At 55.0% G+C, this 23,265-nt stretch carries 26 protein-coding genes; 9 read left to right on the top strand and 17 right to left on the bottom strand.

Annotation, left to right across the window (positions count from 1 at the left end):
- The 11 genes from VN577_01880 to VN577_01830 form a co-directional block, all read right to left on the bottom strand.
- A complete protein-coding gene (locus VN577_01880; GenBank protein ID HWR13549.1) occupies positions 1–1,293 on the bottom strand; it encodes a CpaF family protein in 1,293 nt (430 codons plus the stop codon).
- On the bottom strand, positions 1,294–2,475 hold the full coding sequence (locus VN577_01875) for a P-loop NTPase (protein HWR13548.1): 1,182 nt from the start codon (positions 2,473–2,475) through the stop codon (positions 1,294–1,296).
- A gap of 37 nt (positions 2,476–2,512) precedes the next feature.
- Positions 2,513–4,003 (bottom strand): pilus assembly protein N-terminal domain-containing protein, encoded by a 1,491-nt coding sequence (locus VN577_01870; GenBank protein HWR13547.1) that lies wholly within the window; start codon positions 4,001–4,003, stop codon positions 2,513–2,515.
- 48 nt (positions 4,004–4,051) lie between these two features.
- Entirely contained in the window at positions 4,052–4,885 is an 834-nt protein-coding gene (gene cpaB, locus VN577_01865; protein HWR13546.1) for a Flp pilus assembly protein CpaB, read from the bottom strand.
- Positions 4,886–4,907: 22 nt separating this feature from the next.
- On the bottom strand, positions 4,908–5,471 hold the full coding sequence (locus VN577_01860; GenBank protein HWR13545.1) for an A24 family peptidase: 564 nt from the start codon (positions 5,469–5,471) through the stop codon (positions 4,908–4,910).
- Between the two features lie 108 nt (positions 5,472–5,579).
- A complete protein-coding gene (locus tag VN577_01855) occupies positions 5,580–5,756 on the bottom strand; it encodes a hypothetical protein (protein ID HWR13544.1) in 177 nt (58 codons plus the stop codon).
- 358 nt (positions 5,757–6,114) lie between these two features.
- Entirely contained in the window at positions 6,115–7,410 is a 1,296-nt protein-coding gene (locus tag VN577_01850; protein HWR13543.1) for a pilus assembly protein TadG-related protein, read from the bottom strand.
- 55 nt (positions 7,411–7,465) lie between these two features.
- Complete coding sequence (locus VN577_01845; GenBank protein ID HWR13542.1) at positions 7,466–8,053, bottom strand: TadE family protein; 588 nt, start codon at positions 8,051–8,053, stop codon at positions 7,466–7,468.
- Complete coding sequence (locus tag VN577_01840; GenBank protein HWR13541.1) at positions 8,053–8,547, bottom strand: TadE family protein; 495 nt, start codon at positions 8,545–8,547, stop codon at positions 8,053–8,055. The genes VN577_01845 and VN577_01840 overlap by 1 nt, the downstream gene beginning before the upstream one ends.
- 110 nt (positions 8,548–8,657) lie before the next feature.
- Positions 8,658–10,109 (bottom strand): sigma-54 dependent transcriptional regulator, encoded by a 1,452-nt coding sequence (locus tag VN577_01835; GenBank protein HWR13540.1) that lies wholly within the window; start codon positions 10,107–10,109, stop codon positions 8,658–8,660.
- A gap of 329 nt (positions 10,110–10,438) precedes the next feature.
- Complete coding sequence (locus VN577_01830) at positions 10,439–11,710, bottom strand: hypothetical protein (GenBank protein HWR13539.1); 1,272 nt, start codon at positions 11,708–11,710, stop codon at positions 10,439–10,441.
- Positions 11,711–11,870: 160 nt separating this feature from the next.
- Here VN577_01830 and VN577_01825 point away from each other — a divergent pair, with 160 nt between their 5' ends.
- From VN577_01825 to arr, 3 genes are all read left to right on the top strand, one after another.
- Positions 11,871–12,368, top strand: a complete 498-nt coding sequence (locus VN577_01825) for a DUF6232 family protein (protein HWR13538.1) — start codon at positions 11,871–11,873, stop codon at positions 12,366–12,368.
- A gap of 59 nt (positions 12,369–12,427) precedes the next feature.
- Positions 12,428–12,829 carry a hypothetical protein gene (locus VN577_01820; protein HWR13537.1) on the top strand — a complete coding sequence of 134 codons (402 nt, stop codon included), beginning with the start codon at positions 12,428–12,430 and terminating at the stop codon, positions 12,827–12,829.
- A gap of 105 nt (positions 12,830–12,934) precedes the next feature.
- Entirely contained in the window at positions 12,935–13,348 is a 414-nt protein-coding gene (arr, locus tag VN577_01815) for an NAD(+)--rifampin ADP-ribosyltransferase (protein HWR13536.1), read from the top strand.
- A gap of 324 nt (positions 13,349–13,672) precedes the next feature.
- Here arr and VN577_01810 read toward each other — a convergent pair whose 3' ends face one another.
- On the bottom strand, positions 13,673–14,926 hold the full coding sequence (locus tag VN577_01810; protein ID HWR13535.1) for an AIPR family protein: 1,254 nt from the start codon (positions 14,924–14,926) through the stop codon (positions 13,673–13,675).
- A 190-nt stretch (positions 14,927–15,116) separates the two neighbouring features.
- Between VN577_01810 and VN577_01805 the strand changes: the two genes are divergently transcribed.
- The 6 genes from VN577_01805 to VN577_01780 all read left to right on the top strand — a co-directional run bounded on the left by VN577_01805 (position 15,117) and on the right by VN577_01780 (position 20,325).
- Positions 15,117–16,016, top strand: a complete 900-nt coding sequence (locus VN577_01805; GenBank protein ID HWR13534.1) for a toll/interleukin-1 receptor domain-containing protein — start codon at positions 15,117–15,119, stop codon at positions 16,014–16,016.
- Between the two features lie 162 nt (positions 16,017–16,178).
- Complete coding sequence (locus VN577_01800) at positions 16,179–16,439, top strand: hypothetical protein (GenBank protein ID HWR13533.1); 261 nt, start codon at positions 16,179–16,181, stop codon at positions 16,437–16,439.
- Positions 16,440–16,678: 239 nt separating this feature from the next.
- Positions 16,679–16,921 carry a helix-turn-helix domain-containing protein gene (locus VN577_01795; GenBank protein HWR13532.1) on the top strand — a complete coding sequence of 81 codons (243 nt, stop codon included), beginning with the start codon at positions 16,679–16,681 and terminating at the stop codon, positions 16,919–16,921.
- A 186-nt stretch (positions 16,922–17,107) separates the two neighbouring features.
- Positions 17,108–18,889 (top strand): site-specific integrase, encoded by a 1,782-nt coding sequence (locus VN577_01790; protein HWR13531.1) that lies wholly within the window; start codon positions 17,108–17,110, stop codon positions 18,887–18,889.
- Positions 18,876–19,103 (top strand): helix-turn-helix domain-containing protein, encoded by a 228-nt coding sequence (locus tag VN577_01785; GenBank protein ID HWR13530.1) that lies wholly within the window; start codon positions 18,876–18,878, stop codon positions 19,101–19,103. Before VN577_01790 ends, VN577_01785 begins: the two co-directional genes overlap by 14 nt.
- A 79-nt stretch (positions 19,104–19,182) precedes the next feature.
- Positions 19,183–20,325, top strand: coding sequence for a site-specific integrase (locus VN577_01780; GenBank protein ID HWR13529.1), 1,143 nt, complete (start codon positions 19,183–19,185; stop codon positions 20,323–20,325).
- A 642-nt stretch (positions 20,326–20,967) separates the two neighbouring features.
- Here the strand turns inward: VN577_01780 and VN577_01775 are convergent.
- The 5 genes from VN577_01775 to VN577_01755 form a co-directional block, all read right to left on the bottom strand.
- A complete protein-coding gene (locus tag VN577_01775) occupies positions 20,968–21,645 on the bottom strand; it encodes a PEP-CTERM sorting domain-containing protein (protein HWR13528.1) in 678 nt (225 codons plus the stop codon).
- Positions 21,646–21,907: 262 nt separating this feature from the next.
- Positions 21,908–22,180: a histidine kinase dimerization/phospho-acceptor domain-containing protein gene (locus VN577_01770; protein ID HWR13527.1), complete on the bottom strand. Its 273-nt coding sequence runs from the start codon at positions 22,178–22,180 to the stop codon at positions 21,908–21,910.
- A 21-nt stretch (positions 22,181–22,201) separates the two neighbouring features.
- Positions 22,202–22,483: a PAS domain-containing protein gene (locus VN577_01765; GenBank protein ID HWR13526.1), complete on the bottom strand. Its 282-nt coding sequence runs from the start codon at positions 22,481–22,483 to the stop codon at positions 22,202–22,204.
- A gap of 93 nt (positions 22,484–22,576) precedes the next feature.
- Positions 22,577–22,972 (bottom strand): response regulator, encoded by a 396-nt coding sequence (locus VN577_01760; protein HWR13525.1) that lies wholly within the window; start codon positions 22,970–22,972, stop codon positions 22,577–22,579.
- A 40-nt stretch (positions 22,973–23,012) separates the two neighbouring features.
- Positions 23,013–23,258 carry a helix-turn-helix domain-containing protein gene (locus VN577_01755; GenBank protein HWR13524.1) on the bottom strand — a complete coding sequence of 82 codons (246 nt, stop codon included), beginning with the start codon at positions 23,256–23,258 and terminating at the stop codon, positions 23,013–23,015.
- Between the last annotated feature and the right edge of the window lie 7 nt (positions 23,259–23,265).

The raw sequence follows: 23,265 nt of genomic DNA, 5'->3' as shown, positions 1-23,265 counted from the left end.
CTACGCCGATCTCTTTGCTTCGAACATGTCAATGGGCAGTCGAATCCCGGAGACCAAAAGCCGTTCTGAGAACTTAGGCCGAATCCCGGTTGGAACAAACTCCCCAACGACCGTTCCTTGATCGGAAATTCCACGTTTCCTGAAAGTGAAAATGTCCTGCATGGTGACCACTTCGCCTTCCATGCCAACCAGTTCGGAAACGTGTGTCACCTTTCGAGTGCCGTCACTCATACGGGAAACCTGCACCACGACATCGAGCGCAGAAGCGATATTGCGGCGAATTGCCGTGTCCGGAATGTTGAGGTTCGCCATGGCGACCATCGTTTCGAGTCTCATCAGAGCATCACGTGGCGAATTCGCATGGATCGTTGTGAGCGAACCATCGTGACCCGTGTTCATGGCCTGGAGCATGTCCAGCGCTTCTTCTCCACGCACTTCGCCGACGATGATGCGGTCTGGACGCATACGGAGAGAGTTGATTACCAGCTGTCGCTGACGGATAAAGCCCTTGCCCTCGATATTGGGAGGCCGAGTTTCCAGGCGTACCACGTGCTCCTGTTGCATCTGCAGTTCGGCCGCGTCTTCGATCGTTACAATTCGCTCGCGGTTGGAGATGAAGGAGGAGAGGACGTTCAGCAGGGTAGTTTTGCCGGCACCGGTGCCGCCCGAAACCAGAATGTTCAGCCTGGCCTTCACGCATCCCTGCAGCAGTTCAAGCATCTGGGTCGTTAGAGAATTCTTCGCCAGCAGGCCTTCCGCGTCGAGACGATCCTTGCCAAAACGACGAATCGAGAGGCACGGTCCATCGAGCGCGAGCGGAGGAATAATTGCGTTAACGCGCGATCCATCAGGCAGTCTGGCGTCCACCATGGGAGAGGACTCATCCACCCTGCGGCCGACCCGCGAAACGATCCGGTCGATGATCGCCATCAGATGCTGGTCGTCGCGAAATACGATCGGGGTCTTCTCCAATACGCCCCGGCGTTCGATGTAGACCTGGTTATGATTGTTCACCAGGATGTCGGAGATCGTTTCATCCTTCAGCAATGACTCGAGGGGTCCAAGACCAAAAACTTCGTCGAGCACTTCCTGTGAGAGGCGTTCCCGTTCGCGCAGGCTCATCGGGGTGACTTCTCCACGGACGAGCCCTTCCAGAATGAGCGCGACTTCTTTGCGAACCACTTCGCGATCGGCCGCAGTCAAGCTTTCCAGGTTCAGCTTCTGGATCAACTTGCGATGAATGGTCGCCTTCAACGCCTCGAAATCAGTCAGTGCTACAGCAGGATGACCCATTTAACTTCTCCTGAACGGCAGAAGCCCGCTCAATGAACTCCGCTTTGGATCCTGTAACCGGACGCCGCACAGCCTCGCGGCAATCTCTTGATACTTCAGTAAGAGGCCGTTATTGTGATTCCCGCAAAGCGGCGCACCGGCGTTAATGGCATCACTGATTTTTCCGAAATCATTGGGGATGCAGGCAAACACTGGCTGCTTGATGGTTTTCTCGACGGCCTTGATCGTGGTTACATCGGCGCGGTGCCAACGATTGATCACCACGTGCGTTTTCTCCGGCCTCACTCCGAGACTGGAAAGCGCGTAGAGCCGTCTTTCCAACGCCCAGAGCGACGGCACGTCGGCTTCCGCCACCAGCATGATTTCGGAGTTTGTGAGTACCGGTCCCCATTCGCCCGAAAATTGAGCGCCGTAATCGATCAGAAGAGTGTCGAAGCTGGCCCTCGCCACATTGACGATGCGCATCAGTGCCGATGCATTTACGCAATCCCACTGCTCCGGATGGCTTGCTCCCACCAGGACCTGGAGCTGGCTGGCATGCGGAGTCAGTAGCCCCGCCAGGAAGTGGTCGTCCAGTCGGTCCACGTTCTCGACCGCATCGCGGATGGAAAAACTCGGCTTCAGGTCGAGCATGAGCTGCACGACGCCCAGCGGGAATCCGAAATCGAGCAGGCCAACGCGCTTCTTCGTTAGCTGCCGCATCTGCACGCCGAGATTGACGGCCACCGTGCTCGCGCCGACACCGCCTTTGGCACCCATCACAACAATGACTTTGCCGATCTTCTTGTGTTCGGCAACCTGCAACTCCTGCGCAAAGCGTGACAACACTTCCTGCAACGCCTTCACATCGAGTGGCTTCGGCAGGATGTCCTGCACGCCGGCCCGCATTGCTTTGAGCAGCAGCTGTGAATCCTGGTTAGAGCCCGAAATGCAAGCGAGCACACGTGTGTTTGGGCTCTTACGCCGAACCAGCCCGGCAAACTGGAGTAATGTTTCTGGATCACGTGGCAGATCAAGGATGATGACGCCCGGCACGTCCAGGCCGATTTCGGGAAGCTTGTCTCCCAACACCGGCCACTGCTGTACGGTGGAGATCAGACCCGATTGTTGCGCCCACGCCTGTATCTGCGTGCTGCTGCTCGAATCTCCACTCACCACCGCTGCTGTCATCAATGCTGACATACCGTTACCTTCTCTCCCGTTCTTTCCAGAACTTCGCTCACTTCCCGGCTGCCTTGTCAGCAGGCGCTGCTGACGCTGGCATGAACGGTTTCGGGAATTCAGGCCCCTGGGGCTCATGACCAGGCTCCAAAGGTTGAACAATCTTCGGAGTCACCACGACCATGAGCTCGTTTCGAGTGCGGTTGAACGTCCGGCTCTGGAAGAGTTTTCCGAGCACCGGGATATCGCCGATACCCGGTACCTTGTTGAACTGTTCGATCACCCGGTTGTCGACCAATCCGGCGATTGCGAAGGTCTGCCCATCGCGGAGATCCATTTCCGATTCCACGCGCCGTGTCGAAAGGGCAGGAATCGTAAAGCCCTGCACGTTCAGAGCATTCGCGAAATCGAGAGAGCTAACTTCTGGCTTCACTTTCAGGTGCACAACACCTTCGGCGGAAATCGTCGGTGTAAATGACAACCGCACGCCGAACTCTTTGAACTGGATCGTAACGGCGGATACTCCGCCGGTATTCTGCACGATCGGAAACGGGAACTCGCCGCCCGCCAGGAAACTGGCTTCTTTGCCGGTCTGCGTCAGCAGGTTGGGCTCGGCCAGGATCTGCAGCAGGTTTTTGTTCTGCAACGCTTTGATCGTTGCTGCCAGGTTGATGTCGGGCCGGAAGACGAAGATGTTCAGCAAGTCCGAAACCTCGAACCCGCCAGTCGTAGGCGTCAGCGGTTCATTCCGCTGTAGTTGAGGAGGGGAGAACTGCTGGGTCGACGTTGTGCCAATGAACTTGTTGCCGGGCAAGCTGAACAAATTGATACCGTATTGGCTGAGTGCGCCACGATCCACTTCAGCGAACTTCACCTGGAGCAGAACCTGGCCGGTGGTCACGGTCGGAACCTTCAGCAGGTCTACCACCTTGGGGCTCGCCGTTTTCGCCACTTCAAGGATCTTTTCCGCAACCGCCGCTGAAGTGACGGGGCCAGAGAGCATGACGGCGTCCTTCGACGCCTCTACCTTCACCGACTCTTCGGGAAACACCTCGCGAATCTTCTGCGCCAGTCCGAGGATGTCGAGATCAACGAGCAGTTCGAAGGTCTGGCTTTGACCGGATTCGTTCCAAAGAACCAGCGAAACGCCTCCAGGCTTTTTTCCATTTACAAGCAACTGGAACGGGCTGATCACAATCGCATCGGCGATCGTCGGTTCGGCAACGGAAATCCGCTTGATCTTCCCGGGGGAGGTGATCACCAGGGAGCGTCCTACTAAAAGGTGCAGAGTTTGCTGTTGTGCTTCGCCAGTTCCCTCGCCCATCTGAACTTCGGCGTCGGCAGGTGGGTTACTGCCCGCCTCCGAAGTTGGTGCCGGCACGGAGCCAGCCGGCTGAGCTTGTCCCGCCGAACCTACAGTGTTCTGTTGTGCAGCGGCAGTGGCCACACCTTGTTCCGCGGCTGTTTGCGCCGTTGCAGAAACCGGTGTCGAAATGCATATACCCAGCACGGCTGCCAGCAAGGCTGTGACTGCTAACGTACGGATCATTGATGTCCCCTTACGCCCAAGATTCGTTTCCATTCCGACTCCGTTCACTTATTCAGTGAAAGACTTGTCTTCCCGCTTGGAGCCCACGAACATCTCGACTACGTAGCTCGGCGGAGGTGCAACCACAGGGTTCGATCGTTTCGTTTTGCGAGACGGAGGCGCCACGGGCCCACCGGAAAAGAACCTTGCCTGCATCACCGATGGAGGATCCATCTTCTTCGTATCGATCGTGTTGCGCAGCGCGAGTTGGATTTTGCCCTCGGTCGCCGCCATGGCCAGTTGGTTGGCATCTTCCGGAGTGACCATCAGCGTGACCACCGAAACCGTTTGCGGCTTCCCGTCTTTATCGGTTTCTACCTTCTGGCCTGCGGCTAGAACTCGAATGTTCTCGAGCACTGTGCGAGTGATGGTGTCGCCCTTGTTGCTACTCTCAGGAGATCCGGTGACCAGAACATCAACCATGGTGCTCGGAACCACGAAGCCGGCGACTCCGATAACGTCGTTCACCGACACCGACATGGCTCGCATGCCTTCCGGAATGGCAGCCGGAAGCCCTGCGCCCGCATCCTTGGGAGCCAGCTTCCCCTCCATGATCGGCTCATTCTCTACAAGCGAGGTGATCACCGCCCGATCGACGCATTCTTGAACGTCCGCGAACACGCCGGCGATCGGCTGGTCAGCAGGCCAGGAGATCGTGCGCAGATGGTCCCGTGTGAGGCGGGTACCCAACGTGAGCGGTTGGGCTGCGACAACTACCTGTCGCATGGGTGCCTGGGGTGACTTCACTACACGAGCGTTAATCTGGCGATACACGTAGAAGCTCGTGACCAGGCCCGTTGAGATTGCGAGCAATAATCCAAGGATTAACCGATTGCGATTCATTCGCTACTCCTGTCAACTTCAACTAACGAACAATGTGTGCGCCTATACCAACCCAACCGAAGCAGAGCACCGTTGATAGCGCCGTCGCTACGCCGAACGGCAGCTTCAGGCCGTTTGGACTGTCGATACTGATCTGCTCGTGTGCCTTGAACTTCAACATGATCAGCATCGACAACAAGAACCAGAGATTTGTGAGGGTTTGCTTTACTCGACGATGACTCACCATCTGAACGACCGCCATGATTCCGCCGATCATGACGGCCACGAAGAGAACCACCAGGACGGCGTACGGGCCGAGAAAAGCTCCCAACGCGCCCATCAACTTCCAATCTCCTGCGCCCAACCCGCGTACCAGGACGACGGGCAGCAGGGCGATCAGGCAAAGGCCTGCGCCTTCCAACGACAACTTCGTGCCATGAAAACCGAGAACAACGGAATTCGCGACGATCCCCAAGAGCAGCGACGGAACGGTCAGCCAGTTGGGAATGCGATGAGACCGCCAGTCAATCACGCCCGCTATAACAGCAACAATGAGTGCGAGGGACCAAATGATTAGGATCGGTGGATTGACGGTCGACTCTGGCATTGCCTTCTCTCAAGACTTTTTTCAAATTCGGTTGTGGCTAATTGGGGTGGAAGTGCCAACCAGCCACAACCGTTAGATAAATGGACCTGTAATCGAGCGAAACAGCCGTTAGCAGGTTCCCGTGTTCAGACAGGTCTCGGCTTTTCCGAGTGCAGTGTCGATAGCCGTAGCCAGCGCCGGGAAAGTGGCAGCCGCTGCGAGCGCGATCAAAACCACAAGCAGCGCGTATTCGACCAGGTCCTGGCCGGATTCTTCACGCCACAGTTTCATCACGAGGTTCTTCATGTGTTTCTCCTTTTTCTTTTGAACGGAACTTGCGGATCGACCAGAGTAGTAGCACTTCCGCTGCCAATTCGCTTTCGGCGACGAAATCGTTCTTAGTAGTTGTTATTCATGCACTTATGGCCTCTTTTCCAAACGTGCATCGCGTATCTCATCCAATGTGTTCACCATTGGTGACACCGCCGCCTGAGGATGAAACAGATCGCTGACAGTGGATCCTTTGCTGAGGAGTGTGGTGAATCCCAACACACTCGATTCGGCCGTGACTCAACAGTCGGCCGGAGAGGCTGCGTGCGAGGCGCAGCTTTGAATGGCGAGGTTAGGTTGCAGGGGTTGTTAAACGAGTCTCAACAGGGCCAGGCTAATCGTGCACCAACCGTACGGGTATCAGGGTAGCTCCCCCACCGCTCGTAGTCCCGCCAGTGCCGCTTCCGCCACCGGTCGTGCTGCACGTCGCACCACCGTTGCTCGTACCGCAAGTCATCGCGCCAACAATAACGGCGGTAATGATGTCGTCCTGTCCCTGGTGCTGAATGTTCTTAACAAAAAGCTGCATGTAGCCCACGACGGTCACAACACCGCCCCCGGACTGCATAGTGCCGTCGTAGACAGGCACGGAGATCAGGGCAGAACTTTGCGAGATCGTCTGGCCTGAGGTCGCAAATGGATTTCCGCTCCCTGCTGTCATCGTACACACGCCGCCGCTGCACGTTATCGAATCCGTCGCGTTCGTGCCGTTGGGCCTCCCGTTACCGTACGAGATCAGGTCACCCACAGCCTGATTGTTAGGACCCACCATGTTTCCATTCTTCGTACAGAGCTGAGTTCCACAGGTAATGACCTTGGTCGAACATTTGATTACATTCTCAGACCAACCGGTGGCGGTTTGGCCGCCCGGACAACCAGCCGTCGGATCAGAATCGAACGCAACCTCAAGCCACTGGCTTGGCACATACGTGCCGTTGTTCAAAACTTTCTGATAATGAAGCTGCCACTCTCGGCCCACAATATCGGTCCCATTCGCAAGTGTGCCGTCGGCGTTAAAAAAGGCAGCGGGATACCCGCCACCACTCCCTGTCCCCGCGGGACAGAGACTATTTGCTGGGCTCGTGTGATTCGGATCGCAGTTGGGCACGAAGAACGGTTTCAGGCAACTGGTGCAGACAGTTGGGCCGGTCGTCGTACCCGCGCCTCCCGGGTTGTAGGCTTCGGCTGTCGCCTTCGCTGATATTTGAGCACCAGCAGAAAGTGGTAAAAAGAATGTCTTTGCGGGGGTCTGAACGGTCACCGTAATCAGTGGATCATTCTGGTTCCCGCCGCCTGCCGCGAAAGTTGGAGTAGGAACAGTTGGTGTTTTTCCGAAGATCAGATTCTGCTGCGCAATCAGCGTCGCCTTCGTGCTGGCTATGCTTTGGATAGAACTGCTGAGACAGCTTCCATCAAGAGCGCAGCCCGAGTTGGCGAACACTTGTGCGCCGGCCAACGCTCCCGCGTCCGCCGCACGCTGCGCTTCGCTTCTCTGAAGATAGAGGGAGCCAAGGTCAATCGAGAGCGCCGTAGCGGCCAGCACGAACATTAAGGAAAGCGCAACGATAACCAGGGTTGCGCCGCGCTCGCCGTTCCTCTCCACGCGTTGATGGTTCGCCGATCCGCTCATTGTCCTCATCTCCTAACCTCAAAAGCTGTACCGCTGCACCATCCCACACCTGCCATCAGTGAATGTTCGGCATGATCGCGCTGGAGGTCAGCGAATTTGGTAATTCGCTCGTACTGCTAGCCACCAGGAGCTTCGTCAATCCTCCCATGGTGTACGGGCTTGGATAAGTCAGGGTTACACGGGTATTCGTCTTCGGGCTGCCCCCGACCGATACCGCCCTTTCCACTTTCAACACGGCTACTGAACAAGTACCGCCGCCGGTGGAAGTGAAAGTCCAGACAAAGTTGGTGGTATCGGACGAACTCGCCGAAGTACTGAAGGTGCACGCTGTTGGCACCTTCGCCTGTTGCAGATAACTCGAGATAGTTTCCGCGACCGCTGCTACGCAATCTCCCGAGGAACAGCTAGTCAACGTTCCATAATCGGAAAATTCGCCCGCTGCTACACGCGCTCCCTCCCTGGCTGCATTGTTCAAGATCTGCTTCAAGTTGAAAGCTCCCGCGAACTGGGAGACAACTAGCGCCATAACGAGCAAGATTGGAAGGGCGAATGCAAACTCCAGCATCTCCGACCCTGACGAGTTCTTAACCAGCCGGTTCCGGACTGCTGCCATCGTTGTGGTCACGCTTCGTTGGCGGCTCATCAGTTCTCCTGCCTCATGCGAACCGCCGCGGTGAGCGTCATGCTCTGGTTGAATGTAACGAACGGTATATGCATCTGGAACGGATACTCAAAACTCACCAGCACACCGTACTGGGGTGGCATAGTGGATCCATTCAGGAGCATGTCGGACTTGTAGCAGATGGCCGGAGCGGAGCCATTGCACGTTCCAGGACAGGTGCCGCAGGTCACTTTCGCTGGGTCAAGGTTCGACGCGACCAGCGAGGAGTTCACCGCCGACGCAACGGTCGTAACGCTTGGCAGCTGCCCCCCTCCTGAACACATCGAGCATGCTGGCGCCACCGCGACGCGCGCTCCCTCGCGAGCAGCGCGTGTCATGGTCTCGTAGACGTTGTATGCCCGCGCAAACCAGACGATCCCCAGTAGGAGAAGAAACAGAAGGGGGATGACAAATGCCATCTCCAGTAGTTCTGCTCCCTCTTCTTTTCGTAAAGTCCTGGTTATTCCTGTTCGCATAACTGTCACCATCAGTGAACACTCGCCTTGTCGGAGCGCCCCTGTGTCACCAATGTTGCAATCACACAGCCATTCCCATTCCGCGGTGCGGCAAAAATGAGTTCGCTATCTCATTTCGGCACAGCAACCCGCCCGCAACTTCTGGACAATGTTGCGGCAACCTCCGGCTCCTCGATGTGCAGTTGATGAATCAGCCGATGCAGATATCCGCGGGCGACACCCAGGCGCCGCGCGCTGCTCGACTTTTGCCAGCTGCATTCTTCGAGCGTTCGGAGCAGAAGCCGACGCTTGAAGCGCCTAACCTCCTCCTCGTAGTAGTTGGACATGGCATCTGTCACTTCCTCCGGCTCTGCTTCCTGCGTCTGCATGGCCGCCGGGAAATGCCAGGGCTCGATCACCTCTCCATCCGTCATTACCACCGCGCGCTGAATCGTGTTCTCGAGTTCACGCACATTGCCTGGCCACTCGTACTCTTCCAGTCGTTGTAACGCCGCCCGCGAGAACTTGTTCACGGTCTTTCCGAACTGCTTCGCGAATCGCTCCAGGAACGTGTACGCCAACAAGGGGATGTCATCACGACGTTCTCGCAATGGAGGAAGATGAATCTGTACGACATTCAACCGATAGTAGAGGTCATCTCGGAACTTTCCTTCCTTGATCATCTCCTCGGGGTTGCGATTGGTGGCGCAAATCACTCGCATGTTGACTGGAATCGGCTTGCAACTTCCCAATCTCTCGAATGTACGTTCCTGAAGGACCCGGAGGAACTTCGGTTGTAAACCAACTGCCATATCCCCAACTTCATCCAGAAAGAGCGTTCCCTGGTCAGCAGTCTCGATTCGTCCGCGTCGGATACCTGCCGCTCCGGTGTACGCGCCTTTCTCGTGGCCAAAGAGCTCATCTTCTACGAGCGTTTCCGGAAGATTGGCACAGGAGAATGCCACAAACGGCTGTGAAGCCCGCGAACTGTATCGGTGGATGGCTCGCGCCAGCAACTCCTTACCGGTGCCGGTTTCGCCGGTGATCATCACGCTCACATCACAACTGGCCGCCTTCCGGCACAGGACGAAGATGTCCTGCATTTTCTTCGACTGTCCGATGAGCCCATCGAAACTTCCAGCGCACTGCGATTGCGAGCGCAGTTGCTCCAACTCTCTTTCAATCTGGAAGTATCGATGCGCGCGACGAAGAATCAGCCGAAGTTCTGTCATGTTCGGCGGATTTGTCACCACATCGTGTACGCCCCGCTCCATGAGACGAAGCGTCATCGTTCGCTCGTCTTCAGGAATAATCGTCACGATAGGAGGCGCGGGAACTACATGTCTGCTATGTAGGCGATCTAATAGTTGATACGTCCGTTCAAGATCACCTTCGCGCAGGAGTGCGCGAACGTCGAGAAGTACTACATCGGACCAGACATGTGTCTGATACTCCGATTCTTCCGCTTCGAAACTGTCGGAGGTACGGACGTCGTACTCGGACTCACCAAGTGCGTTGACGATAACTTGAGTGAATCCTGCATCGGGACTACAAAACCAAAGACGAATGGCCTCTCCCAACACTTGGCCCTCCCAAACTCTGGTATCAGCGGGGGAAGCGAAGCGTCGAAGGAGGATAGGAAGGTTCCCTACTCGGCCCTTACTGCGGGACGGCGCTTCTTTTGCGCTGGCATGCGTGTCGTGCTCAGCTGTCGCACTGTAAACATGCAATTGTCATGCCGCAAAAGTGGTTACTTTGGTCACGGCCGTTTTTGTCGGTAAGTTGTTAATTCTAAATCTATTAATCGTTATCGTTAAACCTCGTCGATAGCACGCACGGCACAAGCACTGCAAAGTTTTGCACATGTAAGGATGCCCACATGGTCATATGACTTCCGTGCACACTTAAGATTTCATCGCGCCGGCACGTACTCATCTTCCTCTTTTGAAACAAAATAGTTCCGGCAAGCCTGCTGCAGTGTTTGCCTTGTTAACTCCGGTGCGATCTGGCGATACCGCGCCTCCCAGACAATCTGCTGCACGATGTCACGGGGGTAGCAGCCGCGCAGAGGCTGCTGGAGCTCTACCGTGATCGTTCCGATCAAATCGTCGACCAGAGCTTCTTGATACGCAAGTCCACAATCAGCGCATATGCGTTGGAAAATCTGCTGGAACTGCGCTGGTGTGATGATGTCGATCTTTACCTTGGTATTCAGCCGTCGCAGAAATGCCTCTTCAACAAGCGAAGACGGGCGCAAGTTGGTGGCGAAGACAACAAAGATGTCAAAGGGAATCTCCAGCTTCCGGCCACCTCGCAAAGTGAGAAAATCCACTCGCCGATCAAGGGGAACGATCCACCGGTTCAAAAGTTCGGTGGGCTGCATCCGCTGACGGCCGAAGTCGTCAATGATGAGAAGGCCGTTGTTGGCCTTCATCTGGATGGGGGCGGTATAGAACTTGGTGGTCGGGTTGAATTCCAGGTCCAGCATCTCTAGCGTGAGTTCGCCGCCTGCCTTCACGCACGGGCGCCGGCATGCACGCCAGCGCTGATCGATCTGCTCGTTTGTTTCGAATTCGACGGTCTCGTGAACGATTGGGTCAAAGATCGTAATGATGTCGCCGTCTAATTCCACCGCGTACGGCACCCATATGCTTTCGTCCTCGAAAACCGAGCGGAGGGCCTCGGCGACCGAAGTCTTTCCGGATCCAGTCGACCCATATAGGAAGACACTTTTGCCAGAAGCCATGGCGGTTCCAACCTGGGTAACGGTCGCCGGTTCCAATACCAGGTGTGACAACGCGGCCTCTACCTTGTCAGGAGTGACTTCCATCCTCTGAATTGTCTGGGCTTGAATACGCGCGATGTAATCAAAAAGGGACACCGGGCAGGGACCGACGTATTGATTCAGTGACAGAGCTTCCACGGCCCGGTTTCTGCCTTGTGAGGTCAAGGTCACGCGATGCACACCACCTGACATCCCTGTTACCTCACAAAACATGTCTCGACGTAGGCGCTGGAACACTTGGTCCGCCACGGGAAAGGACACATGAAGCTTGGTCCCCAGCTCACTCACATACATTTCCCCGTTCAAATACAAGACCTTAAGCGTCAATTCATCGAGCAAACGGGGAGTGATCCCGGTTTGTTGGATGGTGAGCGGAGTCGCAAGAAAATCGAATGCCATGTGCCCTCCCAGGCCATTGGAAGTAGATTGATCTGCATTCCGAGTGCCGGATCGAATCACGTCACCACAGGACGCCTCATCCTGTGACAATGGCTGCCGAATTGCTCTCTCAACTCTCGCGTGGAAGTCCTATCCGGATACCTACGCGAGGAAGATGGCAATGGCTGTCACTGAGGCATCAGCGTTATGGCTGCATGAGAATGTTGAGCGGCGAACCCCTTCGTTCGTCGAAGCTCCTGGGCCAATCCTTAAGATTGGTGACGTTCGCGTCGATTATGGAGAGCTAGCGATCGGACAGTTCCGTCTGCCGATAACCAGTTCTACAGAGGTCAGGGTTTCCGAACGTAAGCCGATTCGGTGGTTCCCCGTGTTCGTGATCGTCAGCGGGTTCCTGTTAGTGCTATTTGGTGCTGCACGGAGCACGGAAGGATTAGGCATCATAGCGGCAGGCCTATCCTGGATGTTATTGGCTTCCACCTGGATACGACGCACCAAAAGCGAGTATCAAGTCAGTGTTGGCAACTGCACACAGCACGTGCCGGCGTTCACCACGAAGGACATCGAGGTTGTCTCGCAGTTCCAGGATGCCGTCCTGTTGGCCCGTCGCACAGAGATGAAAAAGCCTGTACAAAGCAAAAGATCACCTCAGTTTTCCTAACGTAGTCTTCGCATTAACAACTTCGGACTTGCAGGAACGCGGAGGCTTGAAACTCCCCTATGAGCAACGCACAACATTTTCCGGCAACATGGATAAAAGCGATCAAAATCGCTTCGTTCCTCCTGTGTCTGTCGTTAACGACTATCGCCCTTGGTCAGACACATTACACACCGGCCCAGGCCAGGAAACATATCGGAGAGACCGCTTCTGTCTGTGGACGAGCAGTTAACACGCATGTAGCGCGTTCAACGATAGGTACCCCCACATTCATTGACTTGGATCGGCCATTTCCGCATCAGATTTTTGCGATCGTGATCTGGGGCAACGATCGAGCGAAATTCGGTCGCCCAGAGATCACCTATCGAGGCAAGCACATCTGCGTCACCGGAAAGATCATCCGTCACAACGGGGTGTCCTACATTACCGCGACCGATCCGAGCCAGATCTGGCAGAAAAGATGAAACTCACCCGTAAAATATAAGGCGAGAGAACGGATCCTGCTGCAATCCAATCCCTGTCGTTCCTCCTTATCATGCGAGTTGCATCAAAGAGGAAGTACCAGACCTATGTCGACAATCGATAACAAGTTTCGCCGACAGTACTTTCATGGAACGCGTGCGGATCTTGCGCACGGCGATCTGATTTTAGCTGGGTTCAGTTCCAACTTCGGAGATGGGAAGCCCCTCTCCTGGGTCTACTTTACAGCTACGCTTGATGCTGCCATCTGGGGCGCTGAACTGGCTGCTGGCGATGGGCCGGAGAGGATTTACCTCGTCGAGCCGACCGGACCGATCGTCGACGACCCCAATCTGACGGACAAGAAGTTTCCCGGAAATCCAACGCTCTCCTACCGTTCTCGCGATCCACTCCGTGTGGTGGGAGAAGTAACGAAGTGGCAGGGGCACCCGCCCGAGCAGTTGCAACAGATGAGGGATGCACTCGAACGACTCAAGGCTGAAGGCGCCCAAATCATCGACTGAGCGAACCCGCCTCGTAACATTTACCGCGGATGAATTGATTCGGGAAGTTGAGACAGAGCCACAGGCTAAGCCAAGGGGTGTGGCACAGAACAGGGCACACGACCCGATTTCGGCGGAAGTAGCAGACTTCTAAAGTTGTTATTTTAAGTGGTGAGCGCGGAAGGAATCGAATCCGCGCTCACACGTAGTTTCAAGTACTTACAGAGCGCGGACGGCACTGAAGGTACACAAAAGCATGTGTAAGTAACCCGTAAGTGATTGCAGATGGATTGCAGTCGATTCGGGCGCGATACTGTATCGCGCCCGAATGAGCCACAATCGAAATCAACTGTTGCGACGGCGGCCTGCAGCCTTCACTTGCTCTTCCTGTAAGCGTTCCTGAAGCAGACGCACCTGAAGCCGCATGTAGAGGTTCGACCAGTGTTTTCTGTTCTTCCCGATCGCATCTGGATTCCGAATTCCCTCTTGCGTCAACTGGTATGTTTCCTCCACCAAGCTTGGACCAGCGTCTTTCCAGATATCAAGGATTTTGCCGAACCCTCCTCTCCACTTGGCTTCGCCAGTTCTGGGATTTACCTCAACATACGTTCTGAACGCCGCCAATATCGGGAAGGTTGCTCCCTTGGTGAGCCGATACTGACTGTTACTCAGACCGGCGAACGGGAAATCGAATGTGCCACGCCGCGCTGACGCTTCCTCAATCAGATTCATCCTTCCGGTCCGACCACCGTCTTCATTATGCATGTCGCGGAAATCGTGTCGGATGTAGTCATACAAGGTTAAGCCATCCTTCAGCAAATTCCTGAGTCGATAGTACTTGCTTCTACTCAGGTCATCCTTGTTCTCATTGAAATCATCCGCAAACTTTTTGAGTGGCGCACTCCATTTCTCATAGGCAGAGTACGGGTGCTTGCTCACCGTCATTTCGTTTGGGAAATCGAAAACGTTGAATACCTCGAGCACAGAGATGAGATCGCGAACGTCATAATCTTCATCATCACTTTCGCGCCAGGAAATCCGTTTCTCATACCTCTGGCCCTTAATCTCTTCCTTCAGCCAGTCAAACACTCCGGCGATGTTGTAAATAGACTGTGCTGCGACCTGGATACCAGTGTTGAGGCCACGAGCGATGTCGCTGATAAGGTCTTCGCCAACGTTCGTTCTGATATACACCTCAACGTGCTGCTCGTCTGGCGTTGTGCCCTCGTCATTCGCAGTTTGAATGATCTCGGCGGTGTGAGCGCCATCCACGATACCGCCCTCTTCATTGTCAATCGTGACATCGAAGAGACCCTTCTCTTTATCAACCAGCCTGACGGACTTAGCCAAGATTGTGATCCCTTTGTTCATGAGGTCGAAGGAGCCTGGGATCGCAGTGGTGCCATCCAAACTGCTACGGACGTCCTGGTACACACGTCGATTAAGGCCGACAGGATCTCGTGCATTCACTGACGTGCTAATTCCCGCCGGGAAATCCTTCGCGGCAACTGTCATCCAGTACTTGTCAATGGAAGTGAATACGGGGTGGGTAATCTTGCGCATTTCAAATGCGCGGAAACGATGGACAGAGGTGCCCATTTCTACGCTCCTTGCAATGCCGACGCTGCGGCTTGCGTTTAGATTTGCTGAGCACACGAGGGTGCCAGCGAGCAGTATGTTACATCAGCAACTCTGAAATCGCAAACGCGAGTACACTGTTTCATCAAGCCATAGGACTTAACTTGTGCACCAATGAGTCCAGGTACGCGCTAACTATTGTGAGGGAATCATGCCTGTCTTCATCTCCTATTCCCATGCGGATTCTAAGTTTGTGACGAAGCTCGCAACGCAGCTCGTTAGGCGTAACGCGCACGTGTGGGTTGACCAGTGGGAATTGAATGTTGGAGATTCTCTTCTTAACCGAATTCAGGACGCGATTCAGGACGCGAGTGCGCTACTTGTTGTTCTCTCGAAAGCTTCCGTCGCCTCTGAGTGGTGCAAGAAGGAACTGAATGCAGGACTTATTAGGGAGCTCGACGAGAAGCGGGTAATCGTGCTCCCGGTATTGTTGGAAGATTGCGAAATTCCTCCATTCCTGCGCGAGAAGAAGTATGCGGACTTCCGCAAGAACTTCGATGCTGGCCTAACGGCTTTAACTGATGCACTGCTCCGAGTGACCAGTGCTGACCAAGGTCGAGTTTCGTCTGGAACTGGTCACACAGATTGGTCTGAGGATTGGTTATCAGGGCCGAACGGGAGCTTTAGTGTCCATTACACCTTCGTTGAAGCGTGGGCTGAACATCCGTTTACCGTACTTACTCAAGTGATGGTGCTCTGCAACGACATTGCGACTAGGCGCTACAGACTTTATGAATCCGTTAATCTAGGCTGGGTGGGCCGCCTAACCATCGCCGAAGTGCTCGCCGAATTCGCAGAGAAGAACAAAATAAAAATACTTCTTAAGGACCACCGACCTCAGGAGGAACAATTCGTTGCGATGGATTTCCGAACTGGCGCGAGCTATAAAGTCCGGATAATGTGCCGGAGATTGGGCGAGGACAACGGGAAAGATCAGTTGATTACAGTGTCCAACTACTTGTGGCAGATCAGAGATGCCATGAAGAGCAGATCTCGGAAACTGACAGAGGAAGAAAGCGCCAAGCTCCAGGCTGTACTTCAGAATTCTTAACACGGAGCACTGGGATGGGTCGGTGATGTGCCCGACCAGGGTTTGAAGAGTTCAATCGATCGCCTCGGCCAATGCTGGCCGGGGCTTTTCTTTTTGCTCGGGGCTTGCAAGCGCCCGAGTCAACACTAAACCGAACATGAACCCAGAAAGGACAAGCAATCAATGAACGAAGAACCTCAGAAGCGGCCGCAACAGGACGATATCCCAGCGTCTCTGCGCCGTCCGAAGAAGGAACCGGAAAAGCAAATGCAAGTTCGGATCCCCATCTCTCAATGGAGAGAACTGACTGCCCTCGCCCACGAATATGACCAGACCGTGACGGCCTTCATCCGTGAGGCGATTGAAGACTGGCTGCGCCGCGCTCGCAAGGCCCGGAAAGTCATAAGCTCCGAAGACTCATCCACCACCTACACCCCGGAATGATCCCATCGGTACATTGGACCGATGCGCTCTGCACACGCCCCTGATTCGCTGTCATTCTCGCTTACGTCAGCAACGTGCAGTTGCGACGCTTTGGTAGGCACCTCTGCCTGGTGCATCGTGAAGATGCAGACGAAGCAGTGATCGTCGGCGCTGGCAAAACTTTCAACTAATTGACCGCCACGCACGCCTTTGCGTGCAAACGCTTGAAGTGTGTGCCTGGCGGCCGAGGAGAACACGAGATGGAAAATTCAGAGAGCGTGAAGTACCCACTGCTGGAGTCCATTCTGGCCATCCAGAACCTCCCGCTTCAACCGATGTACGCCAACCGCGACGTGGCGAAGATTTTCAACGTCTGCATCCGCGCGATCCAGAACTGGATCGCCGCGGGGCGCCTGACCCCGCGCGCTCTCCCGGGCCGCTGGAAATTCTTCCCGCAGGATCTGGAGGAGTTCCTTCAGAGCAGCCAGAAAGAGCGGAAGTAATGAGCGCTAGAGAGCCGCTGACCACGGCAGCTGATTCGCAAACCTGCACTCAGCTTCCGTATATCAGCGGCTCAAGCCGTCCTTGCGTATCTCTTCGGTTGCGAGCGTCGCAATGCCGAGGTCGTCGCGTTTTATACGCACATAAAACCAACTCAAACCGGAGTTGAGCTAGGAGAAATTGCATATATGTCATTCGTTAATAGTCCTAATGGTGCGCAAATTGCTGAGATGCTTCCAAGTTCTGACTCGCTGTTCGCGCGCGAGCGCGCGGATGTGAGAACCCTCGCGGATCTTCTTGAGCACCTCAATAGCCAGCCGACGTCACAGACACCCATGCTTCGGAGCACAGCAGCAAAGATTGCTGCATTCCTCGCGAAGCCAGCCGACGATATCTCGCTCGATCTGATCCATATGAATCGTGAAGGCTTCCGCCCTTTCTTGGAATCTCGAAAGCATAAAGAAGGGGCTGTTCGCAGCTACGTCAACTACATGCGGATTCTTATGGAGGCAGCCCAAGCACTCGGGTGGGTGCCCTGTGCACATTTGTCAAGCGAATGGCAGACGATCTTGAGCCGGGCAAAGACGAATGAGTGTCTGTCGGTCGCCAAGTGGTTAGCGCAAACCAAGAGTTCGCCTCAAGAGGTCACGCAAGACGACTTCGACCGCTGGGTCCTACAGCGGACGATGGAAGGAAGACGCTATTCGCACTTGGAGTGGACGGTCAATTCATGTTGGCGGACGCTGATTGCTTGCGGATACACGAAGAACGCGCCGCTTGGTTTCTTTCGGAAGAAGAAGTATGGAGTTCCGCTGTCGGAGTTCCCGCAGCAGTTGAAGGACGAGGTCACTGAAGTGATTCGCTGGAAGACTGCTGAGTTCGAGCCTGAACGGCCGAAACGCGCTCAAATCAGGGCAGTCTCGGCGACGAGTGTAAGGCAGACCCTTAGCGCGTTGTACGGCTTTGCGACGAAGGTCGCTGACATTGGCGAGATTAGGTCATTGGAACAACTGATCAGGAAGTCAACGGTCGCCGGCTTCATTTCGTGGTGCATCAACGAACAGAAGATACAGGGGCGACCGCTGGTGTCGGAGCTGTCTTCCGTCCTCGCCGCAGTGTCAAAGCATCCGGCACATCGCGCCATTGAAGTGAGCTGGTTCCGCCCGCTTTTGGAGGCTGTTCCGATCGAAACCTATGAGGACGTCAAGGCCAGAAAAGCTAGGAAGTATCTCGACTACGCCGTTCTGGAGTCGATTCCGGCGAAGATACGTGCGGACCGCTATGACGCCGCGAAACACGGAGAAGAGCACGTCGCCCGTCTCGTAATGGGCGAGTTGATGGTGGCCTGGTTGCTGGTCTTCCCTTGGCGTCAACGTAACATCCGCGAGTGTCGCGTAGCGGGGCCGAATCCGAATCTATTCAAGGCTAAGGTGCCGGCCTTCAGCTACATCGATAAGCCTGAGTGGGCCTGCCTGGCCGAAGCGGCGAACGCGAATGCCGAGTTCTGGCAAGTCAAGTTCAGCCAGAAGGAGACGAAGACGAGAGTGCCGATACATTGTCTCGTGCCGCGGCACCTCGTCGGGTTGCTTGAAGAATATCTAAGCCGATATCGCCCGATTCTTTTGAACGGCCGCAAGTGTGACACGCTCTTTGTTCCTCGGGAATCGGACGTGGCTGGTAAGGCGTTTGTCAGCAATCTGATCTCGGAGTTGACGCTCCGATATGGTGGCCGCCGCGTAACACCGCACCTCTTCCGTGACATCGTCGCGTTCGCTTGGCTGAAGGAACACGCAAAAGATTATCTGACGCTGTCGAAGATGCTTTGGCATAACGATGTCTCGACGACGATTAAGTATTACGGCAGCCGCTTCAATGAATCCAGCGCTTCGGTCGCCATGGAAGCTTGGCATGACCAACGCGCAAAAGCCTCAACGCAAGGGAATTATGGAGGAAGTCATGAGCAGTCCTGAAGTCGTACTGAATCAATTAAAGCCTGTTTCCGAGTGCTTCGTGGATGCGACCGAAGCGGCGAAGTTCCTGAAGATCAACCGGAGGACGCTGCTGCACTGGGCACGTCAAGGTGCGCTCCCCGCACATCCACTCGGCCACGGCTCGCGCAAGACCTGGCGGTTCTTGGTATCGGAACTTGCACACTGGCTTCGTGCTCGGGTCACGGTGAATTAGCGATGAAGGAAGTCACCAATCCTAAGCTGAGGTCTTTGATAAACTCCCGGATGCCGTCCGTGCTCACTAGGAGGAATTGATGACCAAGCGAGCACGGCATCAACAAGGAAGTGTTGTATTTGACAAGCGACGTCGAACCTGGAACTTCCTTTGGCGCGATGAGAACGGGGCCAGAAGAACCAAGCCGCTGGGGCACGAGTCGGATTTACCGACGAAGGCCTCAGCACGACGCGCAGCAGAACCACACCGTCGTCAGCTCATTGACGACACTAACAAACAACAAACGCAATCTGATGCACCGAAGGTGAAAGCCTTGGTAGAAAGCTACCGGATAGAGAAGATGCCAACGCGCATTGATACGCGTCGCAGCTACGATGTCTGGTTGCGGTGTCATGTCCTCCCGAAGTTCGAGGAAAATGTGATCACCGATCTCCAGGCTCGACCAGTGGAAATCTGGTTGGGCGGACTGGTCCTTTCACCGAAGAGCAAGGTCCACATCCGCGGCATACTGCATTTGCTGTGGGACTATGCCATGTGGCGGGGCGACATTCCGACACAACGCAATCCCATGGAGCTGGTGTCCATCAAGGGCGGCAGCAAGAGGGTGAAGAAACCGCGGAGTTTGACGGTCGAGGAGTTTCGCCTCTTCGCCCAACATCTGCCTGAGCCTTTTCGGACGATAGCAATACTGTGCGTCTCGCTCGGCCTCCGAATCAGTGAGGCTCTCGCCCTGAAATGGGCAGACTTCGATTGGAACGGAAGCCGCCTCCAAATCGAGCGCGGAATCGTCTGTCAGAACGTTGACGAAGTAAAGACTGACGAATCCGGAAAGCAGATGCCCATCGCCGAGGAACTCCTTGCCGAGCTGAAAGTCTGGCACGAAGCAACGGATTTCCCGGATCCGGGTGATTGGGTGTTCGCTTCGCCAGTACAACTTGGCCGCTTGCCTTGGTCATACGATCAGATCTGGCGCGTGTACCAGAAGGCGGCGAAAGCCGCCGGGATCGGCACCTTCGGAACGCACACGCTTCGGCACACGTATCGTTCATGGCTTGATGCTGTTGGCACCGGCATTGCAGTTCAGCAGAAGCTCATGAGACACACCGACATCCGGACGACGATGAAATATGGTGACGTCGTTACGGACGAGATGGAGCAGGCTCACAAAAAGGTCGTGGGGCTGGCGATGAGTGGATTGCAGAATGGATTGCAACAGCCGTAAGTTGTTGATAGATGGTGAGCGCGGAAGGAATCGAACCTTCAACCTACTGATTAAGAGTCGGAGCAACGCTCTCCTAAGTTGTTGACGAGACACGCCTTACCGCTTGCAAGCCCATACTTCGGGGATTTTGCGGGACACCTAACCCCAGACGGCAATATTGTTGATCTCGTTTACCGGGGAAAAGAGACGGTCCAAATTGAGTTTGCTTGTATTCGAGGTGTGCCCGAATGAGCCGCGATGTTCAGCGCGCCGATAGTATTCGGTTTCGCCACTCGTTAACCATGCATTGGAAGCGAAAAGGAAAACACCGATCCCTTCCCTACTTGGCTGACGACCCAAATAGTTCCCCTGACCAAGGCGGCAGTAATCCTGGCGTTGAACCGACCGTGCGAGGGTGCGGGCATCGGGAAAATCCCTCGCTCTCGAGTGATGGTTTGGGTGATGTCGCGATCGGCTGAATCCACGCGACAATAAGCAAGCGATGCGGTCAGAGTTGGGCGAACCAGCTTCCTGAAGTCGCACCCGGGTGCGGCGCTCACAGCGTAAAGATCTCCGTGGACGGAAGCATTTGTCGCTGAAAAGAAGGAGTGAACCCTCTCATAAAAGGTTCACTCCAATCCCAGAGGCGGCAATGGCATTCAGTTATTTCAGTTTGCGTTTTCGTGACACTGCGGCCGCGAGTGCCGCGAGACCAGTGCCGAGCAGCGACAAAGAGGCCGGTTCAGGAAGTCTAGGAGGAGCGATGTCTCCGCCGCCAAGTCGAACCTGCCGCAGATCGTCGAATGTGGCACCGTTGATCGCGGTGAGCGCGATCGATGAAATTAGCTGGCCGTTGATCGCGGTGACAGTGAAGAAGTTCTCACCATTCGCGTCGACGGTGAAATCGTCCTCGAAGAAGCCGCCATTGATATTGATGCCCTCGACGTGAATAACGGCGCTCCCGCTTGTCCCGGCATTGATGTTAAAAACGGAACGGGTGAAAGTACTTCCCCCCGCAAGACCAAACATGATCTGGTAGAACGGATCGTTACCCGTGCCGCCCGAGACCGTTGCTTGCCCCGAAGGGTTGGCATTGAGCAATTGACTGCCGCTCGTCGAGGTGAAATTGACGAGAAGATTGTTAGCGCCAACGGTTCCCGTAACGGTCAGGACGTTGGTAGCCGGATTTAGGAGAACGTTATCCGTCCCCTGATTGTTTACACCTGTAACCACGACGATATCGGCATTCGCGGACAGTGCGAAGCCGAATGTCACGGCTAGCAGGGCCACTGCGAAAAGGCCGATCCGTCCTGAGGATTGGTTTAATCCGAATCGTACCATGCTACCTCCACTGAACTGATCGGTACGAGACGCACTTTATGGCCCAACTTCATTTCGGGCGGAAGACCATATTCTTCAGCCACTTAGCACCAAGATCTAAGAATCAAGGGCTGGCAACTGCAAAGTTTTGCACAGAAATGGATAGTAGATGACCCAAAATGTTCGTGGAGCACTGGCTATCTGAATGAGCACTACCGCCCGCGAGATTATTAGCCGCGCCAGGTCTAAGAAGTCGATCGCCCCGGACTCACTTCGCTGTGCCCTAACCGCTCTTTGTCGAACCAGCGGCGAGCACGGCTCGCGTCAAGGCCGCAATGCGTTCCAGCATCTGTTCGGCATTCCGCAACATCTCCAGCGCGTCGGAGCTGCCTTTGAGTTCTGGAAGGTCTCGGAGCGCAGGCACGATAAACATGAGTGCAGCCAGAGGATTATTCAATTCGTGGGCGATCTGGTTCACAACGCCTTGCCGCGCCTGTAGCTTTCTTACTTCCAGTTCGGATTGTTCAGCTTGCTTCCGTTCCGTAAAATCGACCACGTAAGTCATCCACTCAAGCGGCTACTCGCTGAGTCGAATGGCTCCCATCAACATGGGTACACTTGTACCGTCGCGCAGGACATACTCCTTCTCAAATGGGACTGCAGCTCCATAAAGACGTAGTTGCTCCAGCGCTATTTCGTCTTTTGCGGCAGAATTGGGAGGTGTAATGGCACGCCAATCGATCAAACCTTGTTCCATTTCCTCGCGCGTGTATCGAATCATCTTCAGAAACGCATCATTCGCATCGAGAATACGGTCTACATTGGCGATCACGACGCCAAGATGTTCGGAGCTTTGCAATAACTCCAAAGAATGTCGCAATGTTTGCCGATGGTGCATATTCGGGGGCTTTCGAGTCCGGCTGAAAAATTGATTTTGTCTAAAAGCGCCAATTCACATACTTTTGATGGATCTCGAAAGCGTCCCTTTGATCACCGTCACCAGGTCCTGCGGTTCCACAGGATAGGTCAAAAAGCAGTCAGCGCCGCAGGCCTTCGCATCCTGCCTTACGGAGCTATCCTGGGCCGTATAAATCACGACGGGAAGGTGCTGCTTTCGCTCGCGCGCCATCTCTTTCAAACGCCTGCATACTGTGAACCCGTCCATGTCGGGCAGGTTCACATCAAGCAGGACGAGGTCGGGCTTAAGTAACTCGGCTGATCTCAACCCTGAATTGCCGGAACCAGCCAGAGCTACCTTGAAGCCTTCATTTTCGAGAATTTTCTTCAAGGCGTACCCGTGCACCTCGTTGTCCTCGACGGCTAATATTAGAAGTACCTTGCTATGCATCCGATATGCACTGACGCCGAAGATTGCAAAAACGGCCGTTCTATGTTGTGTGCGGGTGTATGTCCTTTTTCGTTAGGCCAATCTGCGACAGGAAGTACCAGAAAGATTCCGGGTCTTTCGCCAGCTTGGCGATCGCAATTGTACACTCGCCGGGCGGGCAGTTCGAGTCCGCTTCCCATCTCGAGACACTCATTGCAGTCACCCCAACTTGCATGCCGAATTCCGTCTGATTGAGCCCCAATTCCCGCCGCAGGTCGAAGATCGCCCGCCCAAGCGTCTTCGCCACTCTCTCC

The organism is Terriglobales bacterium, from assembly GCA_035561515.1.
Classification (GTDB): domain Bacteria; phylum Acidobacteriota; class Terriglobia; order Terriglobales; family Acidobacteriaceae; genus DATMXP01.
This window is presented reverse-complemented; position numbering and strand designations above follow the sequence as displayed.